Source organism: Streptomyces sp. NPDC046335 (assembly GCF_055587985.1).
Window position 1 is genome coordinate 230,126 of record NZ_JBVJFF010000006.1, and the last position, 26,958, is coordinate 257,083.

26 protein-coding genes are annotated in these 26,958 nt (G+C 72.8%); 14 read left to right on the forward strand and 12 right to left on the reverse strand.

Annotated features, from left to right (window positions below; genetic code table 11):
- Window positions 1–78 precede the first annotated feature (78 nt).
- Window positions 79–1,455, forward strand: a complete 1,377-nt coding sequence (locus ACZ6JY_RS16475) for an ABC1 kinase family protein (protein WP_469196534.1) — start codon at window positions 79–81, stop codon at window positions 1,453–1,455.
- Between the two features lie 68 nt (window positions 1,456–1,523).
- On the opposite strand, the gene ACZ6JY_RS16480 is transcribed toward ACZ6JY_RS16475, so the two are convergent.
- Window positions 1,524–2,372 (reverse strand): LysR family transcriptional regulator, encoded by an 849-nt coding sequence (locus tag ACZ6JY_RS16480; RefSeq protein ID WP_469196536.1) that lies wholly within the window; start codon window positions 2,370–2,372, stop codon window positions 1,524–1,526.
- 95 nt (window positions 2,373–2,467) lie between these two features.
- On the opposite strand from ACZ6JY_RS16480, the gene ACZ6JY_RS16485 reads away from it, so the two are divergent.
- Complete coding sequence (locus ACZ6JY_RS16485; protein ID WP_469196538.1) at window positions 2,468–3,199, forward strand: SDR family oxidoreductase; 732 nt, start codon at window positions 2,468–2,470, stop codon at window positions 3,197–3,199.
- Between the two features lie 97 nt (window positions 3,200–3,296).
- Here ACZ6JY_RS16485 and ACZ6JY_RS16490 read toward each other — a convergent pair whose 3' ends face one another.
- Window positions 3,297–4,202 carry a MerR family transcriptional regulator gene (locus ACZ6JY_RS16490; protein ID WP_469196540.1) on the reverse strand — a complete coding sequence of 302 codons (906 nt, stop codon included), beginning with the start codon at window positions 4,200–4,202 and terminating at the stop codon, window positions 3,297–3,299.
- Between the two features lie 121 nt (window positions 4,203–4,323).
- Here ACZ6JY_RS16490 and ACZ6JY_RS16495 point away from each other — a divergent pair, with 121 nt between their 5' ends.
- On the forward strand, window positions 4,324–4,893 hold the full coding sequence (locus tag ACZ6JY_RS16495; RefSeq protein ID WP_469196542.1) for a 2'-5' RNA ligase family protein: 570 nt from the start codon (window positions 4,324–4,326) through the stop codon (window positions 4,891–4,893).
- Between the two features lie 7 nt (window positions 4,894–4,900).
- Here the strand turns inward: ACZ6JY_RS16495 and ACZ6JY_RS16500 are convergent, their stop codons facing one another.
- Window positions 4,901–5,341: a hypothetical protein gene (locus ACZ6JY_RS16500; RefSeq protein WP_469196544.1), complete on the reverse strand. Its 441-nt coding sequence runs from the start codon at window positions 5,339–5,341 to the stop codon at window positions 4,901–4,903.
- A gap of 138 nt (window positions 5,342–5,479) precedes the next feature.
- Here ACZ6JY_RS16500 and dhaK point away from each other — a divergent pair, with 138 nt between their 5' ends.
- The 7 genes from dhaK to ACZ6JY_RS16535 all read left to right on the forward strand — a co-directional run bounded on the left by dhaK (window position 5,480) and on the right by ACZ6JY_RS16535 (window position 11,508).
- On the forward strand, window positions 5,480–6,472 hold the full coding sequence (gene dhaK, locus ACZ6JY_RS16505) for a dihydroxyacetone kinase subunit DhaK (RefSeq protein ID WP_469196546.1): 993 nt from the start codon (window positions 5,480–5,482) through the stop codon (window positions 6,470–6,472).
- 128 nt (window positions 6,473–6,600) lie between these two features.
- Complete coding sequence (dhaL, locus tag ACZ6JY_RS16510) at window positions 6,601–7,227, forward strand: dihydroxyacetone kinase subunit DhaL (protein WP_469196548.1); 627 nt, start codon at window positions 6,601–6,603, stop codon at window positions 7,225–7,227.
- Window positions 7,220–7,630 (forward strand): PTS-dependent dihydroxyacetone kinase phosphotransferase subunit DhaM, encoded by a 411-nt coding sequence (locus ACZ6JY_RS16515; protein WP_469196550.1) that lies wholly within the window; start codon window positions 7,220–7,222, stop codon window positions 7,628–7,630. The genes dhaL and ACZ6JY_RS16515 overlap by 8 nt, the downstream gene beginning before the upstream one ends.
- Before the next feature lie 180 nt (window positions 7,631–7,810).
- Entirely contained in the window at window positions 7,811–8,809 is a 999-nt protein-coding gene (locus ACZ6JY_RS16520) for a fibronectin type III domain-containing protein (protein WP_469196552.1), read from the forward strand.
- A 231-nt stretch (window positions 8,810–9,040) separates the two neighbouring features.
- Window positions 9,041–9,508, forward strand: coding sequence for a hypothetical protein (locus ACZ6JY_RS16525; RefSeq protein WP_469196554.1), 468 nt, complete (start codon window positions 9,041–9,043; stop codon window positions 9,506–9,508).
- Window positions 9,509–9,640: 132 nt separating this feature from the next.
- Window positions 9,641–10,393, forward strand: a complete 753-nt coding sequence (locus ACZ6JY_RS16530) for a sugar phosphate isomerase/epimerase family protein (RefSeq protein ID WP_469196556.1) — start codon at window positions 9,641–9,643, stop codon at window positions 10,391–10,393.
- On the forward strand, window positions 10,390–11,508 hold the full coding sequence (locus ACZ6JY_RS16535; RefSeq protein WP_469196558.1) for a Gfo/Idh/MocA family protein: 1,119 nt from the start codon (window positions 10,390–10,392) through the stop codon (window positions 11,506–11,508). The genes ACZ6JY_RS16530 and ACZ6JY_RS16535 overlap by 4 nt, the downstream gene beginning before the upstream one ends.
- Here ACZ6JY_RS16535 and ACZ6JY_RS16540 read toward each other — a convergent pair.
- Both ACZ6JY_RS16540 and ACZ6JY_RS16545 read right to left on the reverse strand, forming a co-directional pair.
- On the reverse strand, window positions 11,501–12,046 hold the full coding sequence (locus ACZ6JY_RS16540; protein WP_469196560.1) for a PadR family transcriptional regulator: 546 nt from the start codon (window positions 12,044–12,046) through the stop codon (window positions 11,501–11,503). The genes ACZ6JY_RS16535 and ACZ6JY_RS16540 overlap by 8 nt on opposite strands.
- A 36-nt stretch (window positions 12,047–12,082) precedes the next feature.
- Entirely contained in the window at window positions 12,083–14,104 is a 2,022-nt protein-coding gene (locus tag ACZ6JY_RS16545) for an oxidoreductase (protein WP_469196562.1), read from the reverse strand.
- Between the two features lie 197 nt (window positions 14,105–14,301).
- Between ACZ6JY_RS16545 and ACZ6JY_RS16550 the strand changes: the two genes are divergently transcribed.
- Both ACZ6JY_RS16550 and ACZ6JY_RS16555 read left to right on the forward strand, forming a co-directional pair.
- The gene (locus ACZ6JY_RS16550; protein WP_469196564.1) at window positions 14,302–14,799 is read left to right on the forward strand and encodes a methylated-DNA--[protein]-cysteine S-methyltransferase; all 498 of its coding nucleotides are present in this window, start codon (window positions 14,302–14,304) and stop codon (window positions 14,797–14,799) included.
- A 59-nt stretch (window positions 14,800–14,858) separates the two neighbouring features.
- On the forward strand, window positions 14,859–15,581 hold the full coding sequence (locus tag ACZ6JY_RS16555) for a 2OG-Fe(II) oxygenase (RefSeq protein WP_469196959.1): 723 nt from the start codon (window positions 14,859–14,861) through the stop codon (window positions 15,579–15,581).
- A 21-nt stretch (window positions 15,582–15,602) separates the two neighbouring features.
- Here ACZ6JY_RS16555 and ACZ6JY_RS16560 read toward each other — a convergent pair whose 3' ends face one another.
- The 4 genes from ACZ6JY_RS16560 to lnt all read right to left on the reverse strand — a co-directional run bounded on the left by ACZ6JY_RS16560 (window position 15,603) and on the right by lnt (window position 21,566).
- Window positions 15,603–17,972 carry a phosphoketolase family protein gene (locus tag ACZ6JY_RS16560; protein ID WP_469196566.1) on the reverse strand — a complete coding sequence of 790 codons (2,370 nt, stop codon included), beginning with the start codon at window positions 17,970–17,972 and terminating at the stop codon, window positions 15,603–15,605.
- Window positions 17,973–18,213: 241 nt separating this feature from the next.
- The gene (locus ACZ6JY_RS16565; protein ID WP_469196568.1) at window positions 18,214–19,383 is read right to left on the reverse strand and encodes a methyltransferase; all 1,170 of its coding nucleotides are present in this window, start codon (window positions 19,381–19,383) and stop codon (window positions 18,214–18,216) included.
- A gap of 12 nt (window positions 19,384–19,395) precedes the next feature.
- Window positions 19,396–19,902 (reverse strand): NUDIX hydrolase, encoded by a 507-nt coding sequence (locus tag ACZ6JY_RS16570; RefSeq protein ID WP_469196569.1) that lies wholly within the window; start codon window positions 19,900–19,902, stop codon window positions 19,396–19,398.
- Between the two features lie 50 nt (window positions 19,903–19,952).
- Entirely contained in the window at window positions 19,953–21,566 is a 1,614-nt protein-coding gene (gene lnt / locus ACZ6JY_RS16575) for an apolipoprotein N-acyltransferase (RefSeq protein WP_469196571.1), read from the reverse strand.
- Window positions 21,567–21,819: 253 nt separating this feature from the next.
- Here lnt and ACZ6JY_RS16580 point away from each other — a divergent pair, with 253 nt between their 5' ends.
- Window positions 21,820–22,833 (forward strand): O-antigen ligase family protein, encoded by a 1,014-nt coding sequence (locus ACZ6JY_RS16580; RefSeq protein ID WP_469196573.1) that lies wholly within the window; start codon window positions 21,820–21,822, stop codon window positions 22,831–22,833.
- 27 nt (window positions 22,834–22,860) lie between these two features.
- Here ACZ6JY_RS16580 and ACZ6JY_RS16585 read toward each other — a convergent pair whose 3' ends face one another.
- Together ACZ6JY_RS16585 and ACZ6JY_RS16590 are read right to left on the reverse strand one after the other, a co-directional pair.
- Window positions 22,861–23,418: a hypothetical protein gene (locus tag ACZ6JY_RS16585; RefSeq protein ID WP_469196575.1), complete on the reverse strand. Its 558-nt coding sequence runs from the start codon at window positions 23,416–23,418 to the stop codon at window positions 22,861–22,863.
- 101 nt (window positions 23,419–23,519) lie between these two features.
- Window positions 23,520–24,317, reverse strand: a complete 798-nt coding sequence (locus ACZ6JY_RS16590; RefSeq protein ID WP_469196577.1) for a glutamate racemase — start codon at window positions 24,315–24,317, stop codon at window positions 23,520–23,522.
- 58 nt (window positions 24,318–24,375) lie between these two features.
- On the opposite strand from ACZ6JY_RS16590, the gene ACZ6JY_RS16595 reads away from it, so the two are divergent.
- Window positions 24,376–25,551 (forward strand): glycosyltransferase, encoded by a 1,176-nt coding sequence (locus tag ACZ6JY_RS16595; protein WP_469196579.1) that lies wholly within the window; start codon window positions 24,376–24,378, stop codon window positions 25,549–25,551.
- Between the two features lie 25 nt (window positions 25,552–25,576).
- Here ACZ6JY_RS16595 and ACZ6JY_RS16600 read toward each other — a convergent pair whose 3' ends face one another.
- Window positions 25,577–26,866, reverse strand: a complete 1,290-nt coding sequence (locus tag ACZ6JY_RS16600; RefSeq protein WP_469196581.1) for a TerD family protein — start codon at window positions 26,864–26,866, stop codon at window positions 25,577–25,579.
- Window positions 26,867–26,958: the final 92 nt, after the last annotated feature.

The following is a 26,958-nucleotide window of genomic DNA, read 5'->3' on the forward strand; positions in this document are numbered from 1 at the left end:
TCCTGCCGGTAATCAGCTGCTGTCTATCGTCGAGGCGGTCCCATGGTGAGCAGCGGCCGTCTGAGCCAGGTGTCCCGTGTGTTCAGGCAGCTGGCCGCCGAGGAAGTGTCCCGCTCCGTGCGCAACGGCCGCCTCCGGAGGCCGGGCTCCTTCGACGGGCGGGCACAGCAGAGATCGGAGCGCGCTCAGAGTGTCCGTAGGGCGTTCGAGCAGCTCGGCCCCTTCTACATGAAGGTTGGTCAGATCCTCTCGACCCGCCCCGACATCGTGCCGGACTACGTGATTCCGGAGCTGGAGAAGCTGCATGACAACGCGTGTGTGCTGCCCTTCTCCGAGCTCCAGCCGGTGTTGCGTGAGGAGCTCGGCGCAGACTGGGCCAGGGAACTGAGGGACGTCGACACCCAGCAGCCCCTGGGTGCGGCATCCCTGGCCCAGGTCTACCGTGCCACCCTGGCCGACGGGCGGCCCGCCGTGGTGAAGATCCAGCGCCCGGGAGTACGGGAGACGGTTGCCCAGGACATGGTGATCCTGCGCCGGGCGGCCCGCCTGACCGGACGGCTGGCCCCCCGGTTCACCGCCGTGATCGACATCGAGGCCATGCTCGAAGTCCTCTTCGAGGCGATGAGGCCCGAGCTGGACTTCACCACCGAGGCACGCAACATGCGGCGAGCCGCCGAGCTCACCGCGTCCTTCAAGCACCTCGCGGTGCCGGAGGTCCTCCTCGCCACCCCGCGGGTTCTGGTGCAGAGCCTGGCGCCTGGCCAGTCCATCCGCCATGCCGACAAGGACGCCTTCTCCGCGCACGAACGGCTGGGGATCGGGGAGGACCTGCTGGCGTTCGTGTTTCGCGGCTTCTTCGTCGACCGCTTCTTCCACGCCGATCTCCATCCCGGAAACGTCTTCGTCGCCCCCGGGGAGAAGGCCACCCTGATCGACTGGGGCATGGTGGGGCGCACCGACCGGCGGACCGGCATGCTGCTCATGCTGATCCTCCTCACGCTGGCCCAGAACGACGGTCACGGCCTGGCCAAAGCGTGGGTGGAGCTGGGGCATGCCACGCCTTGGGCGAAGCTCGGTGCGTTCGCCTCCGACATGGCGGTCCTCGTACCGCAGATCGCCGACGCCCCGCTCGAAGACCTCAACTTCGGCCTGACCCTCACCCGCGTCCTGACGTGCTCCACCAAGCGGGGCATCAGGACCAGCCCCACGGTCGCGGTCCTCGGCAAGGCGTTCGCCAACGTCGAGGGGTCGGTACGTTATCTGGCGCCGGAACTCTCCCTCATCGAGGTGTTCAAGGGCGAGATGCAGAACGTCATGCTGTCCCTGGCGGCCGAGACCGTCTCGAAGGAGCAGGTTGCCCGCACCGCCCTGGAACTGATGCTCGGCATCGGCTCGGTGACGGACCAGATGAGCGGCTTCATGCGCAGCAGACACTCCCCCTCTACGGAGGGGTGACCCTTCTGCGGAGGGGTGAGCCTTCCGCGGAGGAGTGCGCCTTCCGCGGAGGCGTGGTAGTTCTCGAGCTAGAGACGTGTCGCAGTCCGGACAAGGTCGGCGACGGCTCTGGACCGGCTGTGTGGTGGCCAGGCGATCACGGTGGTGACTGTCGGCGCGTCCAGCACGGGCACGGCGGCGAGGTCACCGTGCAGTTGTGCTCGGCACGACTCCGGCGAGACCGCGCAAGCACGGCCGAGCGCGACGAGCTGCAACAACTGCGCGTGGTCGCGGACTTGCGGGCCGGGGCCGGGCGGGTAGGTGCCGTCGGTGTCGGGCCAGCGTGGCAGGGGCAGGCCCGGCAGCCCGGTGATGTCGGCCATGTGCACATGGGCCCGGGCGGTGAGCGGATGCCCGGCCGGCAGGACCGCGACCTGGCCCTCCGTGCTGAGCACTTCGGTGTCGAAACCGGCCGTCGAGTCGAACGGCCGGTGCAGCAGCGCCACATCGGCCCGGCCTTCGCGCAGGAGTCGTTCCTGTTCGGCCGGACCGCACAGGATGACGTCGACGGGAACCGCGCCGGGTTCGGCGGCGTACGCGTCGAGCAGTTTCGACAGCAGTTCTCTGGACGCGCTGGCCTTTGTGACCAGGACCAAGCCGGGACGGCCGGTCACGGAAAGGGCGGCGCGGCGGGTCCGGCGCTCAGCGGCGTCGACCGCGTCGAGCGCCGCCCGGCCCTCGACCAACAGCACCGCGCCGGCCTCCGTCAGCGTGACCGTGCGGCTGGTCCGATCCAGCAGCGCCGCCCCGAGCCGGCGTTCGAGCTGCTGGATCGCCCGTGACAAGGGCGGCTGCGCGATCCCGAGCCGCTGCGCTGCGTGCCCGAAGTGCAGCTCTTCAGCGACAGCGACGAAATATCGCAGTTGCCTGGTCTCCATACCGCCACGGTATCCCGGATCAATACCTGGTCGGTATCGTTGCCCACCCGATCGGTCTTGGACCCCGCCGGGGGCCGGAGAGCAGCATGGTCCCCATGAGCGAACGAACGATTGCGCTGGTCACCGGCGCGAACAAGGGAATTGGTTACGAGATTGCCGTGGGCCTGGGCGCCCTCGGCTGGAGCGTCGGCGTCGGCGCCCGCGACGATGAGCGCCGTGAGGCCGCGGTGGAGAAACTGTGCGCAGCCGGCGTCGACGCGTTCGGCGTACCGCTGGACGTGACCGACGACGCGAGCGCGACCGCCGCCGCACGGCTGATCGAGGAACAGGCCGGGCGCCTCGACGTGCTCGTCAACAACGCCGGCATCACCGGCGGCATGCCCCAGGAGCCCACCCGGGTCGATCCCGCCACCATCCGAACGGCCGTGGAGACCAACGTGATCGGCGTCATCCGCGTCACCAACGCGATGCTGCCGCTGCTACGCCGCTCCGCCTCACCGCGGATCGTGAACATGTCCAGCAGCGTCGGCTCCCTCACCCGGCAGTCAGGGCCCGCTGCCGAGCAGACGACAGGTCCGGTGTCCGTGGCGTACGCACCGTCAAAGACGTTTCTGAACGCCGTCACCCTCCAGTACGCCCGCGAACTTGGCGGCACGAACATCCTGATCAACGCCGGCTGCCCCGGCTACGTCGCGACCGACCTCAACGGCTTCCATGGCGTGCGCACCCCCGAACAGGGCGCGGCGATCGCCGTCAAACTCGCGGCCCTGCCCGACGACGGCCCGACCGGCCAGTTCTTCGACGACGCCGGCGTGGTTCCCTGGTGATCTGCTGGCGGGCCGTCTCGGCCACCGCTGCGGCGTCCGGGACAGCGCCCCGCACCAGGCGCGGCACCAGGGAGCGGCTTGCCGCCCGGGCCGTGTTTCAGGAAGCGGGTGACTCGTGAGCGGCGAGTTCTTCGGTCAGTTCCATGCAGCGCAGGCGGGCCGGGGTGAAGTCGTAGGGCATCTTTCCGATGACTTCGAATGCGCTCATGGACTCTTGCCGCCCGCCAGAGCTTTGGCCGATCTCGTCCTCACCCTCATCAGCGGCAGCGGGGTGCAGAGCGTCCCAGGAGTCGAAGAGCGCATCGTCGCTCTCCGCCAGGCCGGAATCCTCGATGACGGCTTGCAACGCCTTCTCGAAGGCGTGCCGTTCGGCAGCCACCTGGGCCACGCGGGGGTCATCGACGGCGATCGTGTCATCGAGTGCCTCCTCGGCGGCATCAACACGGTCGGAGTGCTCCCGCAGATCCGGGTGAGTGGCCAGGGCGATGAAACGGGTGGCCTGGACGGCCGCACCGAGCGGGCCGAAGATCCGCTCGGTGACCAGCAGGCTGTCCAGGTCATCCTGGCGCAGGGAGCCCTCGGGCAGGCTCTTGAGGCGGCTGGTGACGAAGTCGGAGAGCAGACCCATCCTGCTGCCCTCAGTACGCATGCGTCGCACGGCAGTCCGCTGCCGCCGCAGTTCCGCTTCCTGGGCGACGAGGGTTTCCTCCAGCCGTTCCAGGGTGCTCGCGATGCCGTCGTCGCTGTCGGCATCGGCGGAAGCCGTGTCGGCGAAGGCGTCACGGATGTCGTCCAGGGCGATCCCGGCGTCGGCCATCCTGCGGATCCACAGCAGCCGGATCATGTCTTCGTAGGAGTAGCGGCGGCGGTCGTCGCTGCCCCGCACGGGCTCGGGGAGCAGGCCGATCTCGTGGTAGTGACGGATCGCCCGCGGTGTGGTGCCGGCGAAGGCGGCCGCGTCACCGATCTTGACCTGGCGCTGCGGGACGAAGGACGAATACATGAGCAGGGGCCTTCCTCAGTGGGGCGGGACGTGAGTCCACCGGACCATATGCCGCTACGGAAGGTGCAACCCGAGCCACGCCGCCCGGCATCCGCGCGAGGGCAAGTACCGCAATCGCCTGTTGGCGCGCAGCAGCGGACTGGCCTGCGATGATGACGGCGTGCCAGAGCCAGGGACCACTGCCGTCGTCATTGTCTTGCCCGATGCCGCCCCGCTCCTCGACGCGGCGTGGCGTATCGCCCCGGCTCTGGTGCGTCGTGGGGTGCCGGCGCACGTCTCGCTCCTCTACCCGTTCGTGCCGGAATCGGCGCTGACAGATCAGGACGAGAAGGGCGTGCGTGCCCTGGCCGAGAGTTTCCCGGCAACTGATCTGCTCTTGGAGGAGGTCGTGACGGCGTCCGGCTTCGTCGCCGTCACCGTTCCGGGACTCCAAACGGTCGTCGATGCGTTCCGCACCCGGTGGCCCGGGTTGCGCCCGTACAAGGGCCGCTTCGGGGCGCGGCCCGCCGCCCATGTCACGGTAGCCATGGGTGCGGACGACCCGGCAACCGCCGCCCATGTCCGCGCTGCGATCAGCAGCCTGCTGCCGCTGCACACCCGTGCGGCGGCGGTCCAGCTGGTGGTACTGACGGAGGAAGGCTGGCAGCCACGGTTCGCCGTGCCGCTCGGCGTCCCGGACGGAAGTTCCTGAACCCCGGTCAGCGGCGGCCGGTGGCCAGGATGACGAGGAACTGGCCGCCGCCCGCCTCGACGCCGGCGGTCACCGGCACCCCCGGCAGCAGTCGGGAGAACCGGTCCACCAGCCAATCCGCCGCCTCTTGGGCGTCCTTCCTGGTCGGACAGCGGCCCACCATCTCGCGGCCCCCCTTGCGCTCCAGCCTGTCGGCAACGGCGATGAGCGGCGCGGGTTCGACTACGTACAGGCGCTCCGGCCAGGCGATGACCACCTTGACCGCACCCTTGCGGCTGTTGCACCCGCGGTGCGCGAGCCGCTCGGCGACCTTGGCCTTCCGATCGGCGGTCCGGCTGTCGACGCTGGGCCCCCGCGGGTCGTTCACCGACTCGTCGGGGTCGACCGGTTCGTCGCACACCCAGCATCGCCAGCCGTCGCGCTCAGCCACATCATCAAGAAGACTCATCCAGGAAAACTAACCTGCCCGGCCACCACCCGCGTACCAGGGCCCCAAGCCGTTCTCGCGCGTGACCTTCGCTGCCGCAAGGCCGATACTGCCGACAGCAGGGGTCGACCGGCCTGCCAGGTTTCCCAGGAGGTACTCATGAGGATGCTGATCAACGTCGCCGAGACCGTGGTCGCCGACGCCCTGCGCGGTATGGCGGCCGCGCATCCCGAGCTGGCGGTGGACGTCGAGAACCGCGTGATCGTACGGGCGGACGCCCCCGTGGCGGGGAAGGTCGCCCTCGTCTCGGGCGGCGGCTCGGGGCACGAACCGCTGCACGGCGGGTTCGTGGGGCCCGGGATGCTGTCCGCCGCCTGCCCCGGCGCAGTTTTTACCTCCCCCGTGCCGGACCAGGTGGTGCGGGCCGCGGCGGCCGTGGACAGCGGCGCGGGAGTGCTGTTCATCGTGAAGAACTACACGGGCGACGTGCTCAACTTCGGCATGGCCGCGGAGCTCGCCGAGGACGAGGGCATCCAGGTGGCCAGCGTTCTCGTCGACGACGACGTGGCCGTCACCGACAGCCTCTTCACCGCGGGGCGGCGCGGCACCGGCGCCACCCTCTTCGTGGAGAAGCTCGCGGGGGCCGCCGCCGACGCGGGGATGCCGCTGGAGCAGGTCGAGGCCGTCGCCCGGCAGGTCAACGCGGAGTCGCGCAGCTTCGGCGTCGCGCTCACCGCCTGCACCACCCCCGCGAAGGGCAGCCCCACCTTCGATCTGCCCGCCGGGGAGCTGGAGCTCGGCGTCGGCATCCACGGCGAGCCGGGGCGTGAGCGGCGCCCGATGATGACCTCCGGCGAAATCGCCGACTTCGCCGTGAACGCCGTGCTGGAGGACCTGAACCCGCGCAACCCCGTGCTCCTGCTCGTCAACGGCATGGGCGGCACCCCGCTCCTCGAACTCTACGGCTTCAACGCCGAGGTGCAGCGCGTCCTCGTCGAGCGCGGCGTGCCCGTGGCCCGCAACCTCGTCGGCAACTATGTGACTTCGCTGGACATGGCGGGCGCCTCGGTGACGATCTGCCAGGTCGACGAGGAACTGCTGCGCCTGTGGGACGCGCCGGTGCGGACGCCCGCCCTGCGCTGGGGCGTCTGATACTCCGGGACAGGACAGGACATGGGCTTGGGCTGGGCTTGGGCTTGGGCTTGGGCTTGGGCCAGGCTCGGCTCTGACCGTCCGCGTTCGTCACCCCCGCACCACCGACCGACCACGCAAGGAGACCCATGCTCGACGCCGACTTCTTCCGCCGCTGGCTGACCAATGCCGCGGATGCCGTCGACCGTACGGCGGCCCTGCTCACGGAGTTGGACTCGCCCATCGGCGATGCCGACCACGGGAACAATCTTCAGCGCGGTTTCACCGCCGTCGTGGTCACCCTGGAGAAGGAGCTGCCCGAGACGCCAGGAGCCGTGCTCGCCCTGGCCGGGCGGCAGTTGATCTCCACGGTGGGCGGCGCGTCGGGGCCGCTCTACGGCACGCTGCTCCGCCGCACCGGCAAGGCGCTCGGCGATGCCGCCGAGGTCGACGAGGCCCGGTTCGCCGAAGCGCTGCGTACCGGCGTCGACGCGGTGGCCGCGCTCGGCGGTGCCGCCCCCGGCGACAAGACGATGCTGGACGCGCTGATGCCCGGCGTGGACGCGCTCGGCACGTCGTTCGGCGCGGCGCGGGACGCCGCGAGGGAGGGCGCCCTCGCGACGGTGCCGCTCCTCGCGCGCAAGGGCCGGGCCAGCTACCTGGGCGAGCGCAGCATCGGCCACCAGGACCCCGGCGCGACCTCGTCGGCGCTGCTCTTCGAGGCGCTCGCCGAAACGGCCGAGGAGTCCGGGGCCCCGGAGGCCGGCCATGGGTGATGAGAAGTTGGTCGGCATCGTCCTCGTGTCGCACAGCGGCGCCGTCGCGGAGGCGGTCGCCGCGCTCGCCGCGGGGCTCGCGGGGGGCGGCACCACCGCGCCCGTGGCCGCCGCGGGAGGCACCGTGGACGGCGGGTTCGGCACGAGCGCCGAGCTGATCGCGGCGGCCGCCGCGCGGGTCGACCGGGGCGCGGGCGTCGCCGTCCTGACCGACCTGGGCAGCGCCGTCCTCACCGTGAAGGCACTGCTCGCGGAGGGCGACGAACTCCCGCCGGACACGCGGCTGCTGGACGCCCCCTTCGTGGAGGGCGCGGTGGCGGCCGTGGTCACCGCGTCGGCGGGCGCCGCCCTCGCCGCGGTCGAGGCGGCGGCCACGGAGGCGTACGACTACCGCAAGACCTGAGCGGAGGTCCCCGGGCCGCCGTTCGCGGCCCCGCATATCCCGGTCTGTGCGCAGTCGTGCACCCCGCCGCACCCCGTACGCGGGTGCCGGCCCGTACGGCGTACGTCCTGCCTCTTGATGTGCCTCCGTCACCTGTGTCAAATAGGTCCGGACCAATGCCGTCGAGTGGAAGGCCGCACCGTGCGACGGAATTCCCGTTCGCCCCTCTCCCGGACCCTGGCCCCGGCCCTGCTGACCGTCCTCGCCGTGACCGCCGCCGGCGGCTGCGACTGGGGCGGCGGGGACGGTGGGCAGGACACCACGCCGCCCGCGGCGCCGCGCGGCCTCACGGTGGAGGCGGGCAGTGCCACCACCGCCCACGTCATGTGGAACCAGGCCACCGACGACACCGGGGTCACCGGCTACGAGGTGTACCGGGACGCCAAGAAGGTCAAGGCGGTGCCGGGCCACAAGCACATGGTGGACGTCGTCGGCCTGCGGCCCTCCACCACGTACGCCTTCACCGTGCGCGCCCGTGACGCCGAGGGCAACGTCAGTCCCGACAGCAGGAAGCTGACCGTCAGGACGCCCGGGGCGGCCGCCGCCGACCGCGGGGCCCCCTCGCGGCCCGCACGGCTGCGGGGCGAGGCGGAGGGGAGCCGGTCGGCGATGCTGACCTGGGACAGGTCGACGGACGACCGGCGCGTGGCCTCGTACGAGATCTACCAGGGCGGCTCGAAGGTCCACAGCGTGGGCGGCGGGCAGACGGCGACGCTCGTCACCGGGCTGCGTCCCGGCACCGACTACACCTTCACGGTCAAGGCGCGCGACGCCGCGGACAACTTCTCCCCCGCCAGCCGGGAAGTCCGCCTCACGACCGCGGCGGGCAAGGACTCGGGGCGCGGCACAGCACCGACCGGCTTCCGTGCCGCGACGCACCGCGCCGACAAGGCGTACTACATCGACCTGACCTGGGTTCCGCCGCGTACCGGCGGGGCCGTGGCGGAGTACCAGATCCAGCTCGACGGCCGCACGGCCACCTCGCTGGTCTTCGGCGGGACGGTGCCGCGGGACAAGGCCGAGCACAGCTTCTACATCGGCGAGAAGGCCGGGGAGCGGCACCGGGTGCGCATTCGCCCGAAGCTGCCCGACGGCACGTGGGGCGGCTACTCGCCCACGCGGACGGTCACCACGGGCTGACGGTCCCTCATCACGCGGCGGCGGCCCGCCCGCTCGGCAGGGCCGCCATCCGCCGGCACCGGTCACGCCTCGGCCCTGCGCCGGACGACGTACGGCGTCACCTGCCCGGCGGCTCTCCGCATGCGGAACGGGGCGGCGGCGCGTTGGCTCGTCGTCAGGTGGCACGGGCGTTTCCCGACCCCCGGCGGCGCATGGGTTGTACCGCCTCCCGTGCCGCCGGAGGAATGACTCATGCGTACCACTCAGATATGTGTCCGGGCCGGTCTGGCCGTCGTCGCCGCAGCGCTGCCGTCGGCGCTGGGCACGACAGCGGCGGTCGCGGCCGGCGACTCCACAGTGACCGCCACCGGCTCCACCGCGCAGGCCATCCGGCAGGTGGAGCCGGCGGAGGGCAGCGGCTCCTGGCGGACAGTCGCTGCCGGCACCCGTACGGTGCGGATCGCCGGCGAGGACGGCACCACGCCCACCTCGATGCCCACGTTGTCCTCGACGACGGCGCCCACCTCGATGCCCACCGTCTCCCCTGTGCCCACGACCTCCCCGACGACGGCGCCCGCGCGCGGCGTCCGGGGCGGCCTCGGGGGCGGTTCGGAGGACCGGGGCCCGCTGGCGCTGGCCGCCGGGGGCACGCTGGTGGCCGCGGCCGTGGGCACCGGGCTCTGGTATCTGCGCCGTCGAGGAGCGCGCGGGCGGCCCTGAACCCCGGGGCGCGCCACCGGCCGCCGTCCACCCGTCGAGGGTGGGCGGCGGCTTCGCGTCGCGCCCGACGCACCCTTGCCCGGCCGGAAGAGAGCGACTTACCGTCCTCCCAACGACAGGGAGGGCGCGTTCATGACACGACCGCTCAGCGTTCAGCTCTACACAGTGCGGGACCAGCTCATCGCCGACCGCGAGGGGACCCTGCGCCGCCTCGCGGACATCGGATACGGCGCCGTGGAACCGTACGACGTGCTCACGGACCCCAAGGGGCTGCGGCGGATCACCGACGAGCTGGGGCTCACCGTGTCCGGGACGCACGCCGTGCAGCTCCTCGGCCCCGCGCCGGAGGCCGTGCTCGACGCCATCGGCACGCTCGGCGCGGACCTCGCGATCGTCCCCGCGGGGATCGAACCCGAGGCGTTCACCACCCGTGACGGGCTCGCGCGGGCCGCCGACCGGCTCAACTCCCTGGTGCCGCTCGCCGAACGGCACGGCATACGCGTCGGCTACCACAACCACTGGTGGGAGACGGAGCCCCGCTTCGGCGCCCGGCACGCCCTCGAAGTCCTCGCCGAACTGCTCGAACCCGCCGTGTTCCTGGAGGTGGACACCTACTGGGCCGCGGTCGGCGGCGCCGAGGTGCCGGGGCTGCTGCGCCGCCTCGGTGACCGTGTCCTGGCGCTGCACATGAAGGACGGGCCGGGCACCAGGGAGGATCCGAACGTGGCGGTCGGCGGGGGCACCATGCCGGTGCCGGAGATCCTCGCCGCGGCGCCGGACGCGTGGCGGGTCGTCGAGTTCGACGCCTGCGCGGGCTCCACTGACACCCTCTTCGACGAGCTCGCGGCGAGCCGCGCCTACCTGGCCTCGCTGGAGACGGCATGAGTACGACAGCTCCCCGCGGTGGGCCCGTCGGTGTCGCCGTGGTCGGCGCGGGCGTCATCAGCGCCGAGTACCTGCGGACGCTGAGCGGCTTCCCCGACGTCCGGGTGGTGGCCGTCGCCGACCTCGACGAGCGGCGGGCCGCCGACGCGGCGCGCGCCCACGGCGTCCCCGTCTCGGGCGGTCCCGCGACGGTGCTCGCGCTGCCCGAGGTCGAACTGGTCGTCAATCTCACCGTGCCCGCCGCGCACGCCCAGGTGGCGGCCGCCGCCGTCCGCGCGGGCAAGCACGTGTACGGCGAGAAGCCCATCACCCTCGCCCCCGCCGAGGCGGAGAAGCTGCTCGCCGAGGCCTCGGAGCGGGGCCTGCTCGTGGGCAACGCCCCGGACACGTTCCTCGGCGCGGGCCTCCAGTCGGCGCTGCGCGCGGTCGCCGCCGGGGACATCGGCGCGCCCGTCGCGGCCTCGACCGTGGTGCAGGGGCTCGGCCCGGAGATCTGGCACCCGGACCCGGCGTTCTTCTACCAGCCGGGCGGCGGACCGCTCTTCGACCTCGGCCCCTACTACCTGACCTCGCTCGTGGCCCTGTTCGGCGGGGTGTCTCAGGTGGCGGCGGTCGCGGCGCGGGCGCGCGCGGAACGCTCCGTCGGCTCCGGCCCGAAGGCGGGGCAGACCTTCCCGGTCGACGTGCCGACGCATGTGTCGGCGCTCCTGGAGTTCACCTCGGGTGTACGGGCCACCTCGACGTTCAGCTTCGACTCCGCGCCGCGCCGCACGCGCTTCGAGATCACCGGGACCGATGGCACCCTGGCCGTGCCCGATCCGAACACCTTCGGCGGGCCGTTGAAGCTGCTGCCCAACGGCGCCGACGAGTGGCGCGAGCTGCCCGTGCGGGGGCGGACCGACGGCCGCGGCCTCGGGGCGCTCGACATGGCGCGCGCCCTGCGCGGCGGGTGCGCCCACCGGGCGTCCGGCGCGCTCGCCCTGCACGTACTCCAGGTCATGACGGCGATCACGCGGTCCGCGGACCGCTCGGAGTTCACACCGCCGGGGACGCAGCCGGTGCCGCCGGAGCCGCTGCCCGTGGACTGGGACCCACGGGAGGCGACGCTCACTTAGTTGCTGGGCTCTCCCCCAGCTCCTCGATGGCGCGGGTGAGCCACTGCGTCCAGAAGGTCTCCAGGTCGATGCCCGCGCGCAGCACCACATGGCGCAGCCGGTCCTCGACGGCGTCCTTCTCCGGCGGGAAGTCGCGCCGCTCGATCTCCTCGTACTCCGCCAACTGCCGCCGGTGGAGCGCGAGATGGCGGTGCAGCTCCTCCCGGATGCCCTCCGTGCCGACCACCGCCGCGGCACGCAGGCGCAGCAGGAGGGTGTCGCGCAGGGGCTTGGGATCCTGGCGCTCGGCGGTCCAGCGCGCCAGTTCGGCGCGGCCCGCCGGCAGCACCTCGTACTCCTTCTTCTGCCCGCGCGTCGCGCCCTGGCTCGGCAGGGCGCGGATCGCCCCCTCGCGCTCCAGCCTGCCAAGATCGCGGTAGATCTGCTGGTGGGTGGCCGACCAGAAGTAGCCGATCGACTTGTCGAACCTGCGGGTCAGTTCGAGGCCCGACGACGGCTTCTCCAGGAGGGCGGTCAGGATCGCGTGCGGGAGAGACATGGGCCCAATCCTAGGGACGGGCCCATGGCACCGCCGTCACAGCGCGGCGGCCAGCTCGGTGCCCTGCTTGATGGCCCGCTTGGCGTCCAGCTCGGCCGCGACGTCGGCGCCGCCGATGAGGTGCACGCTGCGCCCGGCGGCGAGCAGCTCCTCGTAGAGGCCGCGGCGCGGTTCCTGTCCGGTGCACAGGACGACGGTGTCGACCGGGAGTACGGAGGAGACGCCGTCGACGGTGATGTGCAGCCCCGCGTCGTCGATCAGGTCGTAGCTCGCCCCGGCCACCATCGCGACACCCCGGTGGCGCAGCTCGGTCCGGTGGATCCAGCCCGTGGTCTTGCCGAGGCCCTTGCCGACCTTGGACGTCTTGCGCTGGAGCAGGTGGACGGTGCGCGGCGGCGTGGGCCGCTCGGGCTCGGTCAGGCCGCCGCGCCCGCGGTAGTCCATGTCGACGCCCCACTGGCGGAAGTACGTCGCGGGGTCGAGGCTCGCCTTCTCGCCGCCGTCGGTGAGGTATTCGGCGACGTCGAAGCCGATGCCGCCCGCGCCGACGATCGCGACCCGCTCCCCCACGGGCGCCCCGTCGCGCAGCACGTCGAGGTAGCTGACGACGCTGGGGTGGTCGATGCCGGGGATCTCCGGGACGCGGGGCGTGACGCCCGTGGCGACGACCACCTCGTCGTACGGGGCTTCGGCGAGTTCCTCGGCGGTGACCACGGTGTTCAGGCGGACGTCGACGCCCCGCAGGGCGAGCTGGGTGCGGAAGTAGCGCAGTGTCTCGTCGAACTCCTCCTTGCCCGGGACCTTGCGGGCGACGTTGAGCTGGCCGCCGATCTCGTCGGCCGCATCGTAGAGGGTGACGTCGTGGCCGCGTTCGGCGGCGGAGACGGCGAAGGCGAGCCCCGCGGGTCCCGCGCCGACGACCGCGACGCTCTTCTTGGTGCGGGTCGGGGCGAGCACCAGCTCGGTCTCGTGGCAGGCGCGCGGGTTGACCAGGCAGGAGGTGATCTGGAGGTTGAAGGTGTGGTCCAGGCAGGCCTGGTTGCAGCCGATGCAGGTGTTGATGGCGTCGGGCTGCTCGGCCTTCGCCTTGGCGACGAAGTCGGGGTCGGCGAGGAGCGGGCGGGCCAGCGAGACCATGTCGGCGGCGCCGTCGGCGAGCAAATCCTCGGCGATCTCGGGGGTGTTGATGCGGTTGGTGGTGACGAGCGGTACGGAGACCTCGCCCATGACCTTCTTGGTGACGAAGGTGTAGGCGCCGCGCGGCACGGAGGTGGCGATGGTGGGGATGCGCGCCTCGTGCCAGCCGATGCCGGTGTTGATGATCGTGGCGCCCGCGGCCTCGATCGCCTTGGCGAGGTGGACGACCTCTTCGAGGGTGGAGCCGCCGGGCACCAGGTCCAGCATGGAGAGGCGGTAGATGATGATGAAGTCCGCGCCGACGCGCTCGCGTATGCGGCGGACGATCTCGACGGGGAACCGGACGCGGTTCTCGTAGGCGCCGCCCCAGCGGTCGGTGCGCTGGTTGGTGGGGGCCGCGATGAACTCGTTGATCAGGTAGCCCTCGGAGCCCATGACCTCGACGCCGTCGTAACCGGCGAGCTTGGCCAGCTCGGCGGCGCGCACGAAGTCCTCGATGGTCTCCTCGACCTCGGCGCCGGTCAGCTCGCGGGGGACGAAGGGGCTGATGGGGGCCTGGAGTGCGCTCGGTGCGACGAGGTCCTTGTGGTAGGCGTAGCGCCCGAAGTGCAGGATCTGCATCGCGATCCTGCCGCCCGCGGCGTGCACGGCCGCGGTGATGCCGGCGTGCTGCCCGGCCTCCGCCTCGTCCGTCATCTTGGCGCCGCCCTCGTAGGGCCGCCCCGCGTCGTTCGGTGCGATGCCGCCGGTGACGATGAGGCCGACGCCGCCGCGCGCGCGGGCCGCGTAGAACTCCGCCATCCGCTCGAACCCGTTCGGCGCCTCCTCCAGGCCCACGTGCATGGAGCCCATGAGGACCCGGTTGGGCAGCGTGGTGAAGCCCAGGTCGAGCGGGGTGAGCAGGTTCGGGTAACGGCTCATGCGGCGCCTCCGTACGCGGTGTCTTCCGGGTTCAGTTGTAGACGACGACGGAAGCGTTGTGCAACTAGTTGCATAAAGCGTGAGCGGTGTCTCACCGCGCCGGTACGGGGGTGAGCGCGCTGTCCGAATCCCGCCAGCCGCAGCCTCGCGCGAGCCGCAGACTGGAGGACGAACCACAGAACACCAAGGAGAGTCCGATGACCGTCTGCACGACGATCGACAGCCCGCTGGGCGAGCTTCTGCTGGTGGGCGAGGAGTCGGCCACGGCCAAGGGCGGCACCGCGCTGGCCTCGCTGTCCCTGCCCGGACAGAAGGGCGCGGCCGTCGCCCGGGAGGACTGGGTCCACGACGCGGAGGCGTTCGGCGCGATCGCCGGGCAGCTCCGTTCGTACTTCGCCGGGAGCCTGACCCACTTCGAGATCGAGTACGCGGCCGGGGCCGGCACGGAGTTCCAGCGCAAGGTCTGGGACGCTCTGGAGACGATCCCGTACGGCACCACGACGACCTACGGACGCCTCGCCGAGCAGCTCGGCCTGTCCCGCGTGGCGGTCCGCGCCCTGGGTACCGCCATCGGGCGCAACCCGCTGCTCGTCGTGCGCCCCTGCCACCGCGTGATCGGCGCCGACGGCACCCTGACCGGGTACGCGGGCGGCCTGGCCGCGAAGCGGCTCCTGCTCGACCTGGAGGCGGCGTGACGACTGGACGTGGCGGCGCAACGGCTCCTCGCGGCGGTGACGGTGGCGGTGGCGGTGACGTGACGGCAGGCGTCCCGTCGGTCCGTGCGGCGGTCGACGCCGCGGACTGGCCGGCCATCGCCGCCGAGCTCGACGCGCACGGCTGCGCGCTCACACCGCGGCTGATCGGCCCCGCCGAGTGCCACGCCATCGCCGGGCTGTACGACGACCCGGCGCTGTTCCGCTCCACGGTCGACATGGCGCGGCACCGCTTCGGCTCCGGCCGCTACCGCTACTTCACCCATGACCTGCCGGGCCCGGTGGCCGAACTGCGCCAGGCCCTCTACCCCCATCTGCTGGCCGTGGCCCGCGACTGGGCGGCCCGCCTCGGGCGCCCCGCGCCGTGGCCCGACTCCCTGGCGGAGTGGCTGGAGCGGTGCCACGCGGCGGGCCAGACCAAGTCGTCGCAGATCCTGCTGCGCTACGAGGCGGGCGACTGGAACGCCCTGCACCGCGACCTCTTCGGGGACATGGTCTTCCCCCTCCAGGTCGTCATCGGCCTGGACGAGCAGAACGCGCACTACACCGGCGGCGAGTTCCTGCTCGTCGAGCAGCGCCCACGGGCGCAGTCGCGGGGCACGTCGATGGTCCTGCCGCAGGGCCACGGCCTGGTCTTCACCACCCGCGACCGCCCGGTCCGCTCCGCGCGCGGCTGGTCCGCGGCCCCCGTGCGGCACGGCGTGAGCACCGTACGGTCGGGGCTGCGGAGGTCACTGGGGCTGGTGTTCCACGAGGCGGGCTAGAGGTGCAGGCCCCGGGCCTCGTCAGCCGGTGGCTTGCGGCCAGGTCCAGTCGGCCACCTCGGGCAGGTCGGTGCCGTGCTCGCGGATCCAGTCGTGGTGGCGGGAGCGTGCGTCGGCCATCTGCTGGCGCACCGTCGTGGCGCGGACGGCGAGGCCAGGCACCCGGTCGATGACGTCCATGACGAGCCGGTACCGGTCGAGGTCGTTGCGGACGACCATGTCGAACGGCGTGGTCGTCGTACCGGCCTCCTTGTAGCCGCGCACGTGCAGGTTGGCGTGGCCGGTGCGGCGGTAAGCCAGGCGGTGGATCAGCCACGGGTAGCCGTGGTACGCGAAGATCACCGGCCGGTCGGGGGTGAACAGCGCGTCGAACTCCGGGTCGGCCATGCCGTGCGGGTGCTCCCCCTGGGGCATGAGGCGGGCGATGTCGACGACATTGACGACGCGGACCGCGAGGTCGGGCAGCAGCTTCCGCAGCAGCCCCGCCGCGGCGAGGACCTCCTGCGTGGGCACGTCGCCCGCGCAGGCCAGGACCACGTCCGGGTCGCGCGTTCCGTCGTCCGTGCCCGCCCACTCCCAGACGCCCGCGCCGCGGGCGCAGTGCGCCCGCGCGTCGTCGAGGGAGAGCCAGTCGAAGCAGGGCTGCTTGCCCGCGACGACGACGTTGACGTAGTCGCGGCTGCCCAGGACGTGCTCGGTGACCGACAGCAGGGTGTTCGCGTCCGGCGGCAGATAGACGCGTACGACGCCGGGGCTCTTGTTGAGCACGTGGTCGACGAACCCGGGGTCCTGGTGCGAGAAACCGTTGTGGTCCTGGCGCCACACGTGCGAGGTGAGCAGGTAGTTGAGGGACGGCACGGGCGCGCGCCAGGGCAGTGAACGCGAGGTCTTCAGCCACTTGATGTGCTGGTTGACCATCGAATCGACGATGTGGACGAACGCCTCGTAGCAGGAGAACAGGCCGTGCCGCCCGGTGAGCGTGTAGCCCTCCAGCCAGCCCTGGCACATGTGCTCGGAGAGCACCTCCATGACCCGGCCGTCGCGGGCCAGGTGCTCGTCGGTGTCCAGGGTCCGGTCCTGCCAGGCCTTGCCGGTGGCCTCGTACAGCGCACCGAGTCGGTTGGACTCGGTCTCGTCGGGGCCCATGACGCGGAAGTCGCGGCGCCGCGCGGTGTCGGCCATGACCTGGGCAAGCAGTTCGCCCGCGACCCGGGTCGGCTCGTGCAGGGTGGCGCCGGGCCCGTCGACGGGGACGGCGAACCGCTCCAGGGGCGGCAGCGGCAGCGGGCGGCTGAGCAGCCCGCCGTTGGCGTGCCGGGTGGCGCCGAGGCGGCGCTCGCCCTCGGGCACGCAGGACAGGACGTCCGCGGTGGGGGCGCCGTCGGCGTCGAAGAGCTCGTCGGGGCGGTAGGAGCGCAGCCACTCCTCCAGCTGGCGCAGATGTTCCGGGTTGTCCCGGACCCCGGAGAGCGGCACCTGGTGCGCGCGCCAGGTGTTCTCGACGGGCTTTCCGTCCACGAAAGCGGGTCCTGTCCAGCCCTTGGGCGTGCGCAGGACGATGACGGGCCAGCGGTGGCGGCTGTGGGTGCCGCCGCCGCGCGCGGCCCGCTGGACGGCGGCGATGCGGTCGAGCGCCTCGTCCATGACCTCGGCCATCGCCTGGTGGACGGAGAGGGGGTCGTCGCCCGCCACGTACAGCGGCTCGTGGCCGTAGCCCTTGAGGAGTGAGTCGAGCTCGGCGTCGGGGAGCCTGGACAGGACCGTCGGGTTGGCGATCTTGTAGCCGTTGAGGTGGAGGATCGGCAGGACCGCGCCGTCGTGCACGGGGTCGAGGAACTTGTTGGAGTGCCAGGACCCGGCGAGCGGCCCGGTCTCCGCCTCGCCGTCGCCGATGACGCAGGCCACGAGGAGGTCCGGGTTGTCGAAGGCGGCTCCGTAGGCGTGCGCGAGGGAGTAGCCGAGCTCACCGCCCTCGTGGATCGAGCCCGGCGTCTCGGGCGCCACGTGGCTGGGCACTCCGCCGGGGAACGAGAACTGGCGGAACAGCCGCGCCATGCCCTCCTCGTCGCGGCTCACCGCCGGGTAGGTCTGCGTGTAGCTGCCCTCCAGCCAGGAGTTGGCGAGCACGGCGGGCCCGCCGTGGCCGGGGCCCCACACGCACAGGGCGTCCAGGTCGCGCTCCCTGATGACGCGGTTGAGGTGGGTGTGCACGAGGTTGAGCCCGGGTGAGGTGCCCCAGTGGCCCAGCAGGCGCGGCTTGATGTGCTCCGGCCGCAGCGGCTCGGACAGGAGGGGGTTGCTCATCAGGTAGATCTGACCGACGGACAGGTAGTTGGCGGCACGCCAGTGCGCGTCGAGTGCCGCCAGGTGCTCCTTGGCCAAGTGCCCCATGGGGGTCTCCTCCCGGGGGTCGGGGTGTGCGGCGGGATCAGGGAGTACGTGATCGGTACCGGGTTCCACGACAGTGCCGGGTCAGTCGTGCCGAACGACGGACGCCGGAGCAGCCGTGCGCGGCGGCGGACGCCACCGCACGGGGCCGCCCCGCCGCTCCACCCCAGACGCTGCCACCGCACGGGCCGCGGCGCGAGCGCTGCACGGCCCTACCGGTGGCCTGAAAGCCGCACCGGTGGCCCTACCGGTCGCCCTTCACGGCCCTGAGGACCACGAACTTCGGGTCGCTCGCCACGACCTCCGCGTTGCCGAAGAGCTTGCGGAGCCTGATGTGGTAGCCGAGGTGGCGGTTGCCGACGACCCACAGTTCACCGCCGGGCCGCAGGGCGGCACGGGCCCCGCCGAACATCCGCCGGGCGGTCGCGTCGGTCGTGGCCTGGTGGCTGTGGAAGGGCGGGTTGTTCAGTACGAGGTCCACCGTCCCCGCAGGTACCGCCGTGAGGGCGTCGCCCGCCAGGAACTCCGCCTTGGCGCCGTCGGCCGCGTTGGCCCGGAAGGTGGCCTCGGCGGACGCCACGGCCTGGAACGACTCGTCGACGAAGGTGACCGCGGCGTCGGGCTCGGCGACGGAGGCGGCCGTGCCGAGCACGCCGTTGCCGCAGCCCAGGTCCACGACGTGGGCGCCGGCGCGGGCGCGCGGCAGGTGCTTGAGGAAGAACCGGGTGCCGATGTCCAGGCGGTCGGCGCAGAAGATCCCGGCGTGGTTGACGGCGGTCAGGCCCGCGCCCGCCCCCGAGTCGCCGTCCAGGACGTGACTGCGCGGCCAGGGGCTCGGCGCCGGTGTGCGTGCCGGGTCGGGTGTGCTGAAGATGAGCCGCGCCTTCTGGCGGGCCAGTGACGTCCTGGTCGGTCCGACGATCCGCTCGAAGAGTTCGAGGGTCGAGGTGTGGATCTCGGCGACCATGCCGGTGCCGACGACGACCGTGCCCTCGTGCAGGGCGGGCGCGAGCCGGTGGAGCTGGTCCTCCAGGAGCGCGAGGCTCTTGGGCACGCGCACCAGGAGCACGTCGATGCGCGGGGGCGGGGCGTCGCGGGTCGTCAGGAGCCGCGCCGCGTCCCGCCCGTGGCCCGCCCTGGCGAGGTTGGCGCGGGTCGCCTGCTGGGCGAGGAAGGAGTCGGTGATCTGCGTCACCGCGCGCGCGTGCCCCGCGAGCGCGGTGGTCAGCGCGCCCCAGCGGTCACCGACGACGGCCACGGTGCCGTCCAGGCCGACGGCCGCCGCCCCTTCCTCCCCGGCCAGGTGCCGCAGGAGATAGGCGTCGGCGGCCGACCAGGCGCGCAACTGGTCCCGGGAGTCCTCCGGGAAGCGGGTGAGGTCGTACGCGCCCCATGACGTGCTCAAACGGTTCATCGTGCCCTCAGGCTAACGGAGGGCCGCACCGGCGCTGAGCGCGTCGTCGCTCGGGGGCTCGAACCAGGTCGGCCCTTCCGCGAGCGCCTGCTTGACGCGGGAGAGCGAGAACTCGTGCAGGTCGGGCAGCGCGTCCACGGCGAACCAGGCGACCTCAAGGGACTCGTCGTCGTTGACGCACGCCTCGCCGCCGACGGCACGGCAGCGCAGCGTGATGTCCATGTACTGGCAGGTGTCGCCGTTCGGGTAGGTGACGGGTGGGAGCGCCTGCACCAGGACCACCCGCTCGGGCACGCAGTGCACCGCCGTCTCCTCGTACACCTCGCGGACCGCGCACTCGGCCGGCTGCTCGCCGGGCTCCGGGATGCCGCCGATCACCGACCACCTGCCGTTGTCGGAGCGCCGGCCGAGCAGGACTCTGCCCTCGTCGTCGAAGACGATGGCGGTGACCCCGGGGAGCCACAGGAGCTGCTGGCCGGCGTCGGCCCGGATGGCGCGGATGAAGTCAGGAGTAGCCATGGCTCGACCCTAACGGGGTACGGCCACCGCTCACGCCGCCTGTGGACAGGTCACAGGGCCGCGGTGCGCCGCGTCCGTACGGCCGAGGTCACGGCCCAGCCGAGGCCGCCCGCGGCGATCAGCACGAGGATGCCCTCGGGGAGCACGCCGAGGCGGGTGGCCGGGGTGCGGGAGGAGCGCAACGGCACCTCCTCGACGAGCGAGTCGGCGGTGTACCACGTCGTCTTCGCCTTCACCGTGCCGTCCGGCATGATGACGGCGCTCACGCCGCTGGTCACCGGGACGGCGACGGCGCGGCTGTGCTCGACCGCGCGGACGCGGCTCATGGCGAGCTGCTGGTACGTCATCTCGCTGCGGTCGAACGTGGCGTTGTTGCTGGGCACCGAGATGAGCTGGGCGCCGTGGGTCACGGTGTCGCGCACCGCCCAGTCGAAGGCGGCCTCGTAGCAGGTCGCGAGGCCCACCTTGGCGCCCGCCATGCTGAAGACGCCCGGCTCGCCGCCCCGGCTGAAGTCCTGGCGGACCCGGTCGGCGTCGCTGCTGAACACACTGACGAGGCCGCGCAGCGGGATGTACTCGCCGAAGGGCTGGATCTGCCGCTTGTCGTAGGTGTCCGTGGGGCCCTTCTCCGGGTCCCACAGGATCTGCTCGTTGTAGAGCTTGCCGCCCTTGGTCTCGACGACGCCGCCCACGGATACCGGCGCCCCGATGGCCTCGACGGCGTCCTCGATCTCGCGGCGCGCGTCGGGGTTGGTGAAGGGGTCGATGTCGGAGGAGTTCTCCGGCCACAGGACGAGGTCGGGCTGCTGGGCCTTGCCCGCCTTGACGGCGGCGGCCAGGCGTTCGGTCTCGCGTACGTGGTGGTCGAGGACGGCGCGGCGCTGCGCGTTGAAGCCGAGGCCCGCGCGCGGGACGTTGCCCTGGACCGCGGCGATGGTCGTGGTGCCGTCCTCCGCGTCGTTGCTGACCAGCGGGCGGGCGGCGAAAGCGCCGGCGACGGGGACGAGGACGCTGAGCAGGGCGACCGCCGCCGCGCCGCGCCGTACCTCGCCGGTGCCGCGGGCTTCGCGGGCCTGCCGGACGACCTCGTGGAGCCCGTAGCCGCACAGGACGACCGCGAAGCCGAGCACGGGTGTGCCGCCGAGCGCGGCGAGCGGCAGGAACACGCCGTCCGCCTGGCCGAAGGCGATCTTCCCCCAGGGGAAGCCGCTGAAGGGCACACGCGCGCGTGCCGCCTCCCCCGCGATCCACAGGGCCGCCGCCCAGAGCGGGTATCCCGGCAGCCGCGAGAGCGCCGCCGTGCCCGCGCCGACCAGGGCCACGAAGACCGCTTCGACGGCGGCGAGCGCCAGCCACGGGCCCGGGCCCACCTCGACGCCGGTCCAGACGAGGAGGGGCAGCAGGAAGCCGAGGCCGAAGAGGTAGCCGAGGCCGAGGCCCGCCTTCCACGTACGGCCGTGCAGACACCAGGCGAGGACCGCGAAGGCGGGGAGCGCGAGCCACCAGAGCGTGCGGGGCGGGAAGCTGACGTAGAGCAGCACTCCGGAGAGGGCCGCCGCGGCGGCGGGCACGAGCCGCCGCAGGACGCGCGCGGCACGGGGGCCCCGCGCGGGCTGCGGATCGAGCTGTTCCGGCTCGTCGACGGGGGTGGTGGTGGCGGTCACCTGGGGAGTCTACGGCGCGTCACCCGGGCGCCGACAGGTCGGTCCGCGGGGCGGCGGGCCCCTGGCCTCGGCAGTATCGTTCCCGCACAACCGCTCCCCCGGCGGGGCATCCGCCATTAACGTGTGGCCCAGTCCCTGACGTGCGCCCGGGCCACACCATGGTGGGCCGGTGTCCGCGCCGTCCAGGGCCCGTCATACACCGGGGGGCGACGGGGTGGGGTCTTCGGGTACGGCCGCGACGGCCGGTCCGGCGGTGACGCGTGAGCGGCGGGGCGCGTCCGACGTGACGGGGGTGGCGCTGCTCGGCGCGTGTGCCGCCTGGGCGCTGATCACCGCGGGGGTGCGCGGCGGGAGCCCCGAGGGGGTCATCCTCGCGGTGCTCGCGGTGGCCGCCGGGTACGCGGGCGGGCGCATCTGCGGGGCGCTGCTGCCGGTCGCCGCTCCTTGCGCGGGCGCGCTCGCCGGTCTCGCCGTCACCGTGACGGCGCCCCGCATCGCCATCGGTCCCTCCTCTCCGCTGGGCCACACCGGGGCCAGCGCCGGGCTGCTCGTCCTCTCAGCGGGCGCCGCCTGCTGCGCGGCATGGGCGGCCCGTGCCCCGGTGACGCGCCTGGCGCTGTGGCTGCTCGCCGCGGGGATCGCGGGGACCGCCTTGGCGCAGGGTTCACCCGCCGCCTTCGCGGGCTGCGCCGCGGTGCTGCTCTGCTCGCTGGCGGCGGCCCGCGTGCGGCGCAGGGTGCTGGGCCTGGCGGGGCTCGCGGTGGCGACGGCCCTGGTCACGGGGGCGTCCCTGGCGGTGGCCGACGGCGTCCTGCCCGGTGGTCTCACGGCCTCCGTGGAGGGCGGGCTCGGCAGGCACCGGGTACTGCTGTGGCGTGACGCGCTCGGCATCGCGGGGCGCGAGCCCGCGACGGGGGTGGGCCCGGGCCGGTTCAGCGAGGTCAGGCCCGTGCTCGCGGAGAACCTCCTCGCTGACGGCAAGCCCCACTCGGCACCGCTCCAGCAGGCCTCGGAGCAGGGTGTCGTGGGCCTCGCGCTGCTCGCGGCGGTGTTCTGCTGGCTCCTGTACGCGCTGTGGCGCTCACCGCGCTCCACCCAGGTCGTACTCTCGGCGGGCGCCGCCCTGACGGCCCTGACAGCCGTGGCAACGGTCGGCAACGCGCTCAGCGTGACGACGGTGACCGCGGGAGCGGGCCTACTGGCAGGCATAGCCACGGCACGCCGGTTGGAGGACGAGACGCCGGAGGGGCTTCGGTCTGGGGCGTGAGGGGGCCGCGTCTTTGGGAGCCCGGTGTCAGAGTGCCGTGTCCCTGCGGCGGAGGCGCTGTCTGATGACGCGGACCGCGGACTCCGCGTCGTCCACGGTCACCGTGAACTTGTGGCCGTCCCCCAGGCTCAGCACCAGCGCCTCGCCGCGTCGTACGACGACGGCGGTGCCCTTCTCCGGGCGCCAGCGGTAGCCCCAGCCGCCCCACTGCCGCGGCGTGACGGCGGGCACGAAGTCGGCGCCGACGACATGGGAGAGCGGGATGTGGCGGCGCGGCAGGCCCAGATGACCGCAGCGCACCTCAAGGCAGTCGTCGTCGACCTTCACGGCGACATGGACGAAGGCGAGCGTCCCGAAGAGGATCAGGAGTCCGGCGGCGATGCAGCCCACCACCGACATGACCAGGGCCGCGATGCCCGAGGTCCACATGGATTCGACCGCGATCACGATGCCGAGCGCCAGGCAGGCGGCGCCTCCGCAGGCGAGCAGCCACTGCACGCGGTTGGTCGCGCGACCGGTCCACACCGCCGGCGGGCTGCCGGAGCCGGCTCGCTCGTCGCGCTCCTCTTCGGCTGGGTCCTTCATGTCTTCGAGACTACTCAGATTCCCCCGAGACACCACCGCGTCACCCAGCGTGACCGCCGGACCGCGCTCGGGGGCCGGACCGGCACCGCCCCGAGGGGTTCTCAGAGGGCGGGGCTGACCGCCGCGAGCAGGCGTCCCTCGGCGTACGTGAGTGCCGCCCGCGGCAGCCGCTCCTCGCGCCCGCTGAGCAGGACGGTGAGCGTGGGAGCCGCCCCGGCGGGGCCCGCGGGACCGGATCCCGGGAGCTCGCCGATCCTGCGCAGGGCCTGCGCGGCGACCGCCCCGGCCGAACCGTGCAGGACGAGCGGCGGCCGATCCGGCCGCTGAACGGCGGCGCGAATACGCTCAGCGACCAGTTCGTAATGGGTGCAGCCCAGGACGACGGCCCTTACATCGGGCGGAGTGAGGGCAGCGGCGGCGGCGATCGTCTCGTCGATGGCCTCCTCGTCCGCGTACTGCACGGCGTCGGCGAGACCCGGGCAGGGCACCTCGGTGACGTCGGCGTCGTGGGCGAACCGCTCGATGAGGTCGCGCTGGTAAGGGCTGCCGGTGGTGGCGGGCGTGGCCCAGATGGCGACCCGGCCGCCCCCCGCGGCGGCGGGCTTGATCGCCGGTACGGTCCCGATCACCGGGATCAGCGGCTCCAGGCGGGCCCGCAGCGCGGGCAGCGCGTGCACGGAGGCCGTGTTGCAGGCCACGATCAGCGCCTCGGGGCGGTGCGCGGCCGCGGCCTCGGCGACGGCGAGGGCGCGGCCGGTGAGGTCCTGCGGGGTGCGCGGCCCCCACGGCATGCCGTCGGGGTCCGAGGAGAGCACCAGATCGGCGTCGGGCCGCAGGCGCCGCACCGCGGCCGCCGCGGCGAGCAGTCCGATTCCGGAGTCCATGAGCGCGATCTTCACCCGGTCACCATAGTCGATCGGCCTCCCAGGGCCCGGTCCGTGGGGCAGACTTCGTCGGATGAGCGCCCTCGCGTGGATCGCCGCCGGATCGCTTGCCGCATGGCTGTGGCTGCTGTTGGGGCAGGGCTTCTTCTGGCGCACGGACGTGCGTCTCCCGCCGCGACGGGAGCCCGCCGAGTGGCCGTCGGTCTGTGTCGTCGTGCCCGCGCGGGACGAGGCGGCCGTGCTCTCCGAGAGCCTGCCCTCGCTGCTCGCGCAGGACTATCCCGGGCGGGCCGAGGTGTTCCTCGTCGACGACGGCAGCACCGACGGCACGGGCGGCCTCGCCCGGGACCTCGCCGAGCGGCACGGCGGGCTGCCGCTGACCGTCGCCTCCCCCGGTGAGCCGCCCGCCGGGTGGACCGGCAAACTCTGGGCCCTACGCCACGGCATCGCCCTGGCCCGCGCCCGCGAACCGGAGTACCTGCTCCTGACGGACGCGGACATCGCGCATGGTCCCGAGTCCCTGCGGGAGTTGGTGGCCGCCTCGCACGCGGGCGGTTTCGACCTGGTCTCGCAGATGGCGCGGCTGCGGGTGGAGAGCGCCTGGGAGCGCCTGGTGGTCCCGGCGTTCGTCTACTTCTTCGCGCAGCTCTACCCCTTCCGGTGGATCGGCCGTAGGGGCGCGCGTACGTCCGCGGCGGCGGGCGGCTGTGTCCTGCTGCGCGCGGACGCCGCCGAGCGGGCGCGGATTCCCGACGCCATCCGGCACGCGGTGATCGACGACGTGGCGCTCGCGCGGGCGGTGCGCCGCTCGGGGGGCCACATCTGGCTGGGGCTCGCCGAACGCGTCGACAGCGTCCGCCCCTATCCGCGCCTCGCCGACCTGTGGCGCATGGTGTCGCGGAGCGCGTACGCACAACTGCGGCACAGTCCGCTGCTGCTCGCGGGGACCGTGGCGGGCCTGGCCCTGGTCTATCTGGCGCCGCCGCTCGCCCTGCTCGCGGGCGCGGCCACCGGGGACGTGCAAGCCGCGGTGGCCGGCGGCCTCGCCTGGCTGGTGATGACCGCGACCTACCTGCCGATGCTCCGCTACTACCGGCAGCCGCCGTGGCTCGCCCTGTCGCTGCCCTGGACCGCCTTTCTGTACCTCCTGATGACCGTGGACTCGGCGGTGCGGCACTACAGGGGGCGCGGCGCGGCCTGGAAGGGCCGTACGTACACGCGCCCCGAGCCCGCGCCCGAGCAGCGCTGAGCGGTCAGGGCCCGTACCCGGTCGCTCACTTCTTGCCCGGCGTCCAGTTCATGCCCCACCCGTAGGCGCGGTCGATGGTGCGCTGCGGGCTCACGCCGCGCTCGGGCACGAGGTACTGCGCCTCACGCTGAACGACGAGGTCACCGCCGGTGTTGGTGAGCAGGGCCAGCGCGCACACCGTCGAGGGCACCGTGCACTCGTCGAGCGAGAAGTCCACCGGGGCGCCGTGCTGCGGCTGGAGGGTGACCGTGGCGTTGAGGTCGGCGAAGCTGCGCGCGCCCTCGTAGATGGTCACGAAGATGACGATGCGGCGGAAGTCCTTGATGTGGTCGAGGTTGATGGTGAGGTTCTCGCCCGCATCGACGGCGCCGGTGCGGTCGTCGCCGTCGAGGAGCAGGTACGGGGGCTGGTGCAGCGCCCCGAAGGCGTTGCCCAGCGCCTGGACGACGCCCTTGCGGCCGTCGGTGAGTTCGTAGAGCGCGCAGAGGTCCAGGTCCAGGTCGGCGTGCATGGCGACGGCTCTGCCGAGCTTCGCGCCCCATCCCTTGAACTGTTTGCGCGTCTGCCAGTTGAGGTTCACGCGCATGGCGCCCGATGTTCCACCCTGCTTGGTCAGGGAGATCGAAGGGGCGTCCTTGGTCAGTGTGACCTTGGTGAGGCGGACGGGTTCGGCGGGCGGCGCGGCCCGCGGGGCCGGAGCGGGCGGGACGGCGGCGGGCGCCGGCGGAGCCGCCGCGGGCGCGGTGGCGGGAGCGGCCGGTGCGGCGGCCCGGGGCGGCTCGTCCACCGTGATCCCGTAGTCCGTGGCGAGGCCTTCGAGTCCGCTGTCGTATCCCTGACCCACGGCGCGGAACTTCCAGGCGCCTTGGCGCCGGTAGAGCTCGCCGAGGACGAAGGCCCTCTCCACGGTGGCGTCCGCGCTGTCGTAGCGCGCGATCTCCGTGCCGCCCGCCGCGTCGAGCACCCGGACGTACAGGCCGGGCACCTGCCCGAAGGTGCCTGCGTCGGCCGACGCGGCGATCACCACCCGCTCCACGGCGGGCTCCACGCGCGCGAGGTCGACGGTCAGGGCATCGGTGACGCCGCCCGCGGCGCGCTGCTTGCCCTCGTGCCGCACGGCGCCGGAGGAGTGCTCGGGCTCGTTGTAGAAGACGAAGTCCGCGTCGGAGCGCACCTTCCCGGAAGACGCCAACAACAGTGCGGACGCGTCGACGTCGGGCACACCGGCACCCGAACCCCAACCCAATTCGATGCGCACGGCGGGTGCCGGCACGGGAACATTCGATCCTTTAGGCATTGTCATGTCCGCCCCCATCGCTAGTGGCCGTGTCCGGCAGGGCCGCCGATTCCGTTCCCGGCCCAACCTATTACCCGGACCCCCGGGAGGCCCACGCCCGTGTCACGCGC

Bases quoted from the DNA above. Each gene is read 5' to 3' on its own strand.
- ACZ6JY_RS16480 (WP_469196536.1), bottom strand. From the start codon at position 2,372: ATGGAGACCAGGCAACTGCGATATTTCGTCGCTGTCGCTGAAGAGCTG.
- ACZ6JY_RS16485 (WP_469196538.1), top strand. From the start codon at position 2,468: ATGAGCGAACGAACGATTGCGCTGGTCACCGGCGCGAACAAGGGAATT.
- ACZ6JY_RS16490 (WP_469196540.1), bottom strand. From the start codon at position 4,202: ATGTATTCGTCCTTCGTCCCGCAGCGCCAGGTCAAGATCGGTGACGCG.
- ACZ6JY_RS16500 (WP_469196544.1), bottom strand. From the start codon at position 5,341: ATGAGTCTTCTTGATGATGTGGCTGAGCGCGACGGCTGGCGATGCTGG.
- dhaK (WP_469196546.1), top strand. From the start codon at position 5,480: ATGAGGATGCTGATCAACGTCGCCGAGACCGTGGTCGCCGACGCCCTG.
- dhaL (WP_469196548.1), top strand. From the start codon at position 6,601: ATGCTCGACGCCGACTTCTTCCGCCGCTGGCTGACCAATGCCGCGGAT.
- ACZ6JY_RS16515 (WP_469196550.1), top strand. From the start codon at position 7,220: ATGGGTGATGAGAAGTTGGTCGGCATCGTCCTCGTGTCGCACAGCGGC.
- ACZ6JY_RS16525 (WP_469196554.1), top strand. From the start codon at position 9,041: ATGCGTACCACTCAGATATGTGTCCGGGCCGGTCTGGCCGTCGTCGCC.
- ACZ6JY_RS16530 (WP_469196556.1), top strand. From the start codon at position 9,641: ATGACACGACCGCTCAGCGTTCAGCTCTACACAGTGCGGGACCAGCTC.
- ACZ6JY_RS16535 (WP_469196558.1), top strand. From the start codon at position 10,390: ATGAGTACGACAGCTCCCCGCGGTGGGCCCGTCGGTGTCGCCGTGGTC.
- ACZ6JY_RS16540 (WP_469196560.1), bottom strand. From the start codon at position 12,046: ATGTCTCTCCCGCACGCGATCCTGACCGCCCTCCTGGAGAAGCCGTCG.
- ACZ6JY_RS16545 (WP_469196562.1), bottom strand. From the start codon at position 14,104: ATGAGCCGTTACCCGAACCTGCTCACCCCGCTCGACCTGGGCTTCACC.
- ACZ6JY_RS16550 (WP_469196564.1), top strand. From the start codon at position 14,302: ATGACCGTCTGCACGACGATCGACAGCCCGCTGGGCGAGCTTCTGCTG.
- ACZ6JY_RS16560 (WP_469196566.1), bottom strand. From the start codon at position 17,972: ATGGGGCACTTGGCCAAGGAGCACCTGGCGGCACTCGACGCGCACTGG.
- ACZ6JY_RS16565 (WP_469196568.1), bottom strand. From the start codon at position 19,383: ATGAACCGTTTGAGCACGTCATGGGGCGCGTACGACCTCACCCGCTTC.
- ACZ6JY_RS16570 (WP_469196569.1), bottom strand. From the start codon at position 19,902: ATGGCTACTCCTGACTTCATCCGCGCCATCCGGGCCGACGCCGGCCAG.
- ACZ6JY_RS16585 (WP_469196575.1), bottom strand. From the start codon at position 23,418: ATGAAGGACCCAGCCGAAGAGGAGCGCGACGAGCGAGCCGGCTCCGGC.
- ACZ6JY_RS16595 (WP_469196579.1), top strand. From the start codon at position 24,376: ATGAGCGCCCTCGCGTGGATCGCCGCCGGATCGCTTGCCGCATGGCTG.
- ACZ6JY_RS16600 (WP_469196581.1), bottom strand. From the start codon at position 26,866: ATGGGGGCGGACATGACAATGCCTAAAGGATCGAATGTTCCCGTGCCG.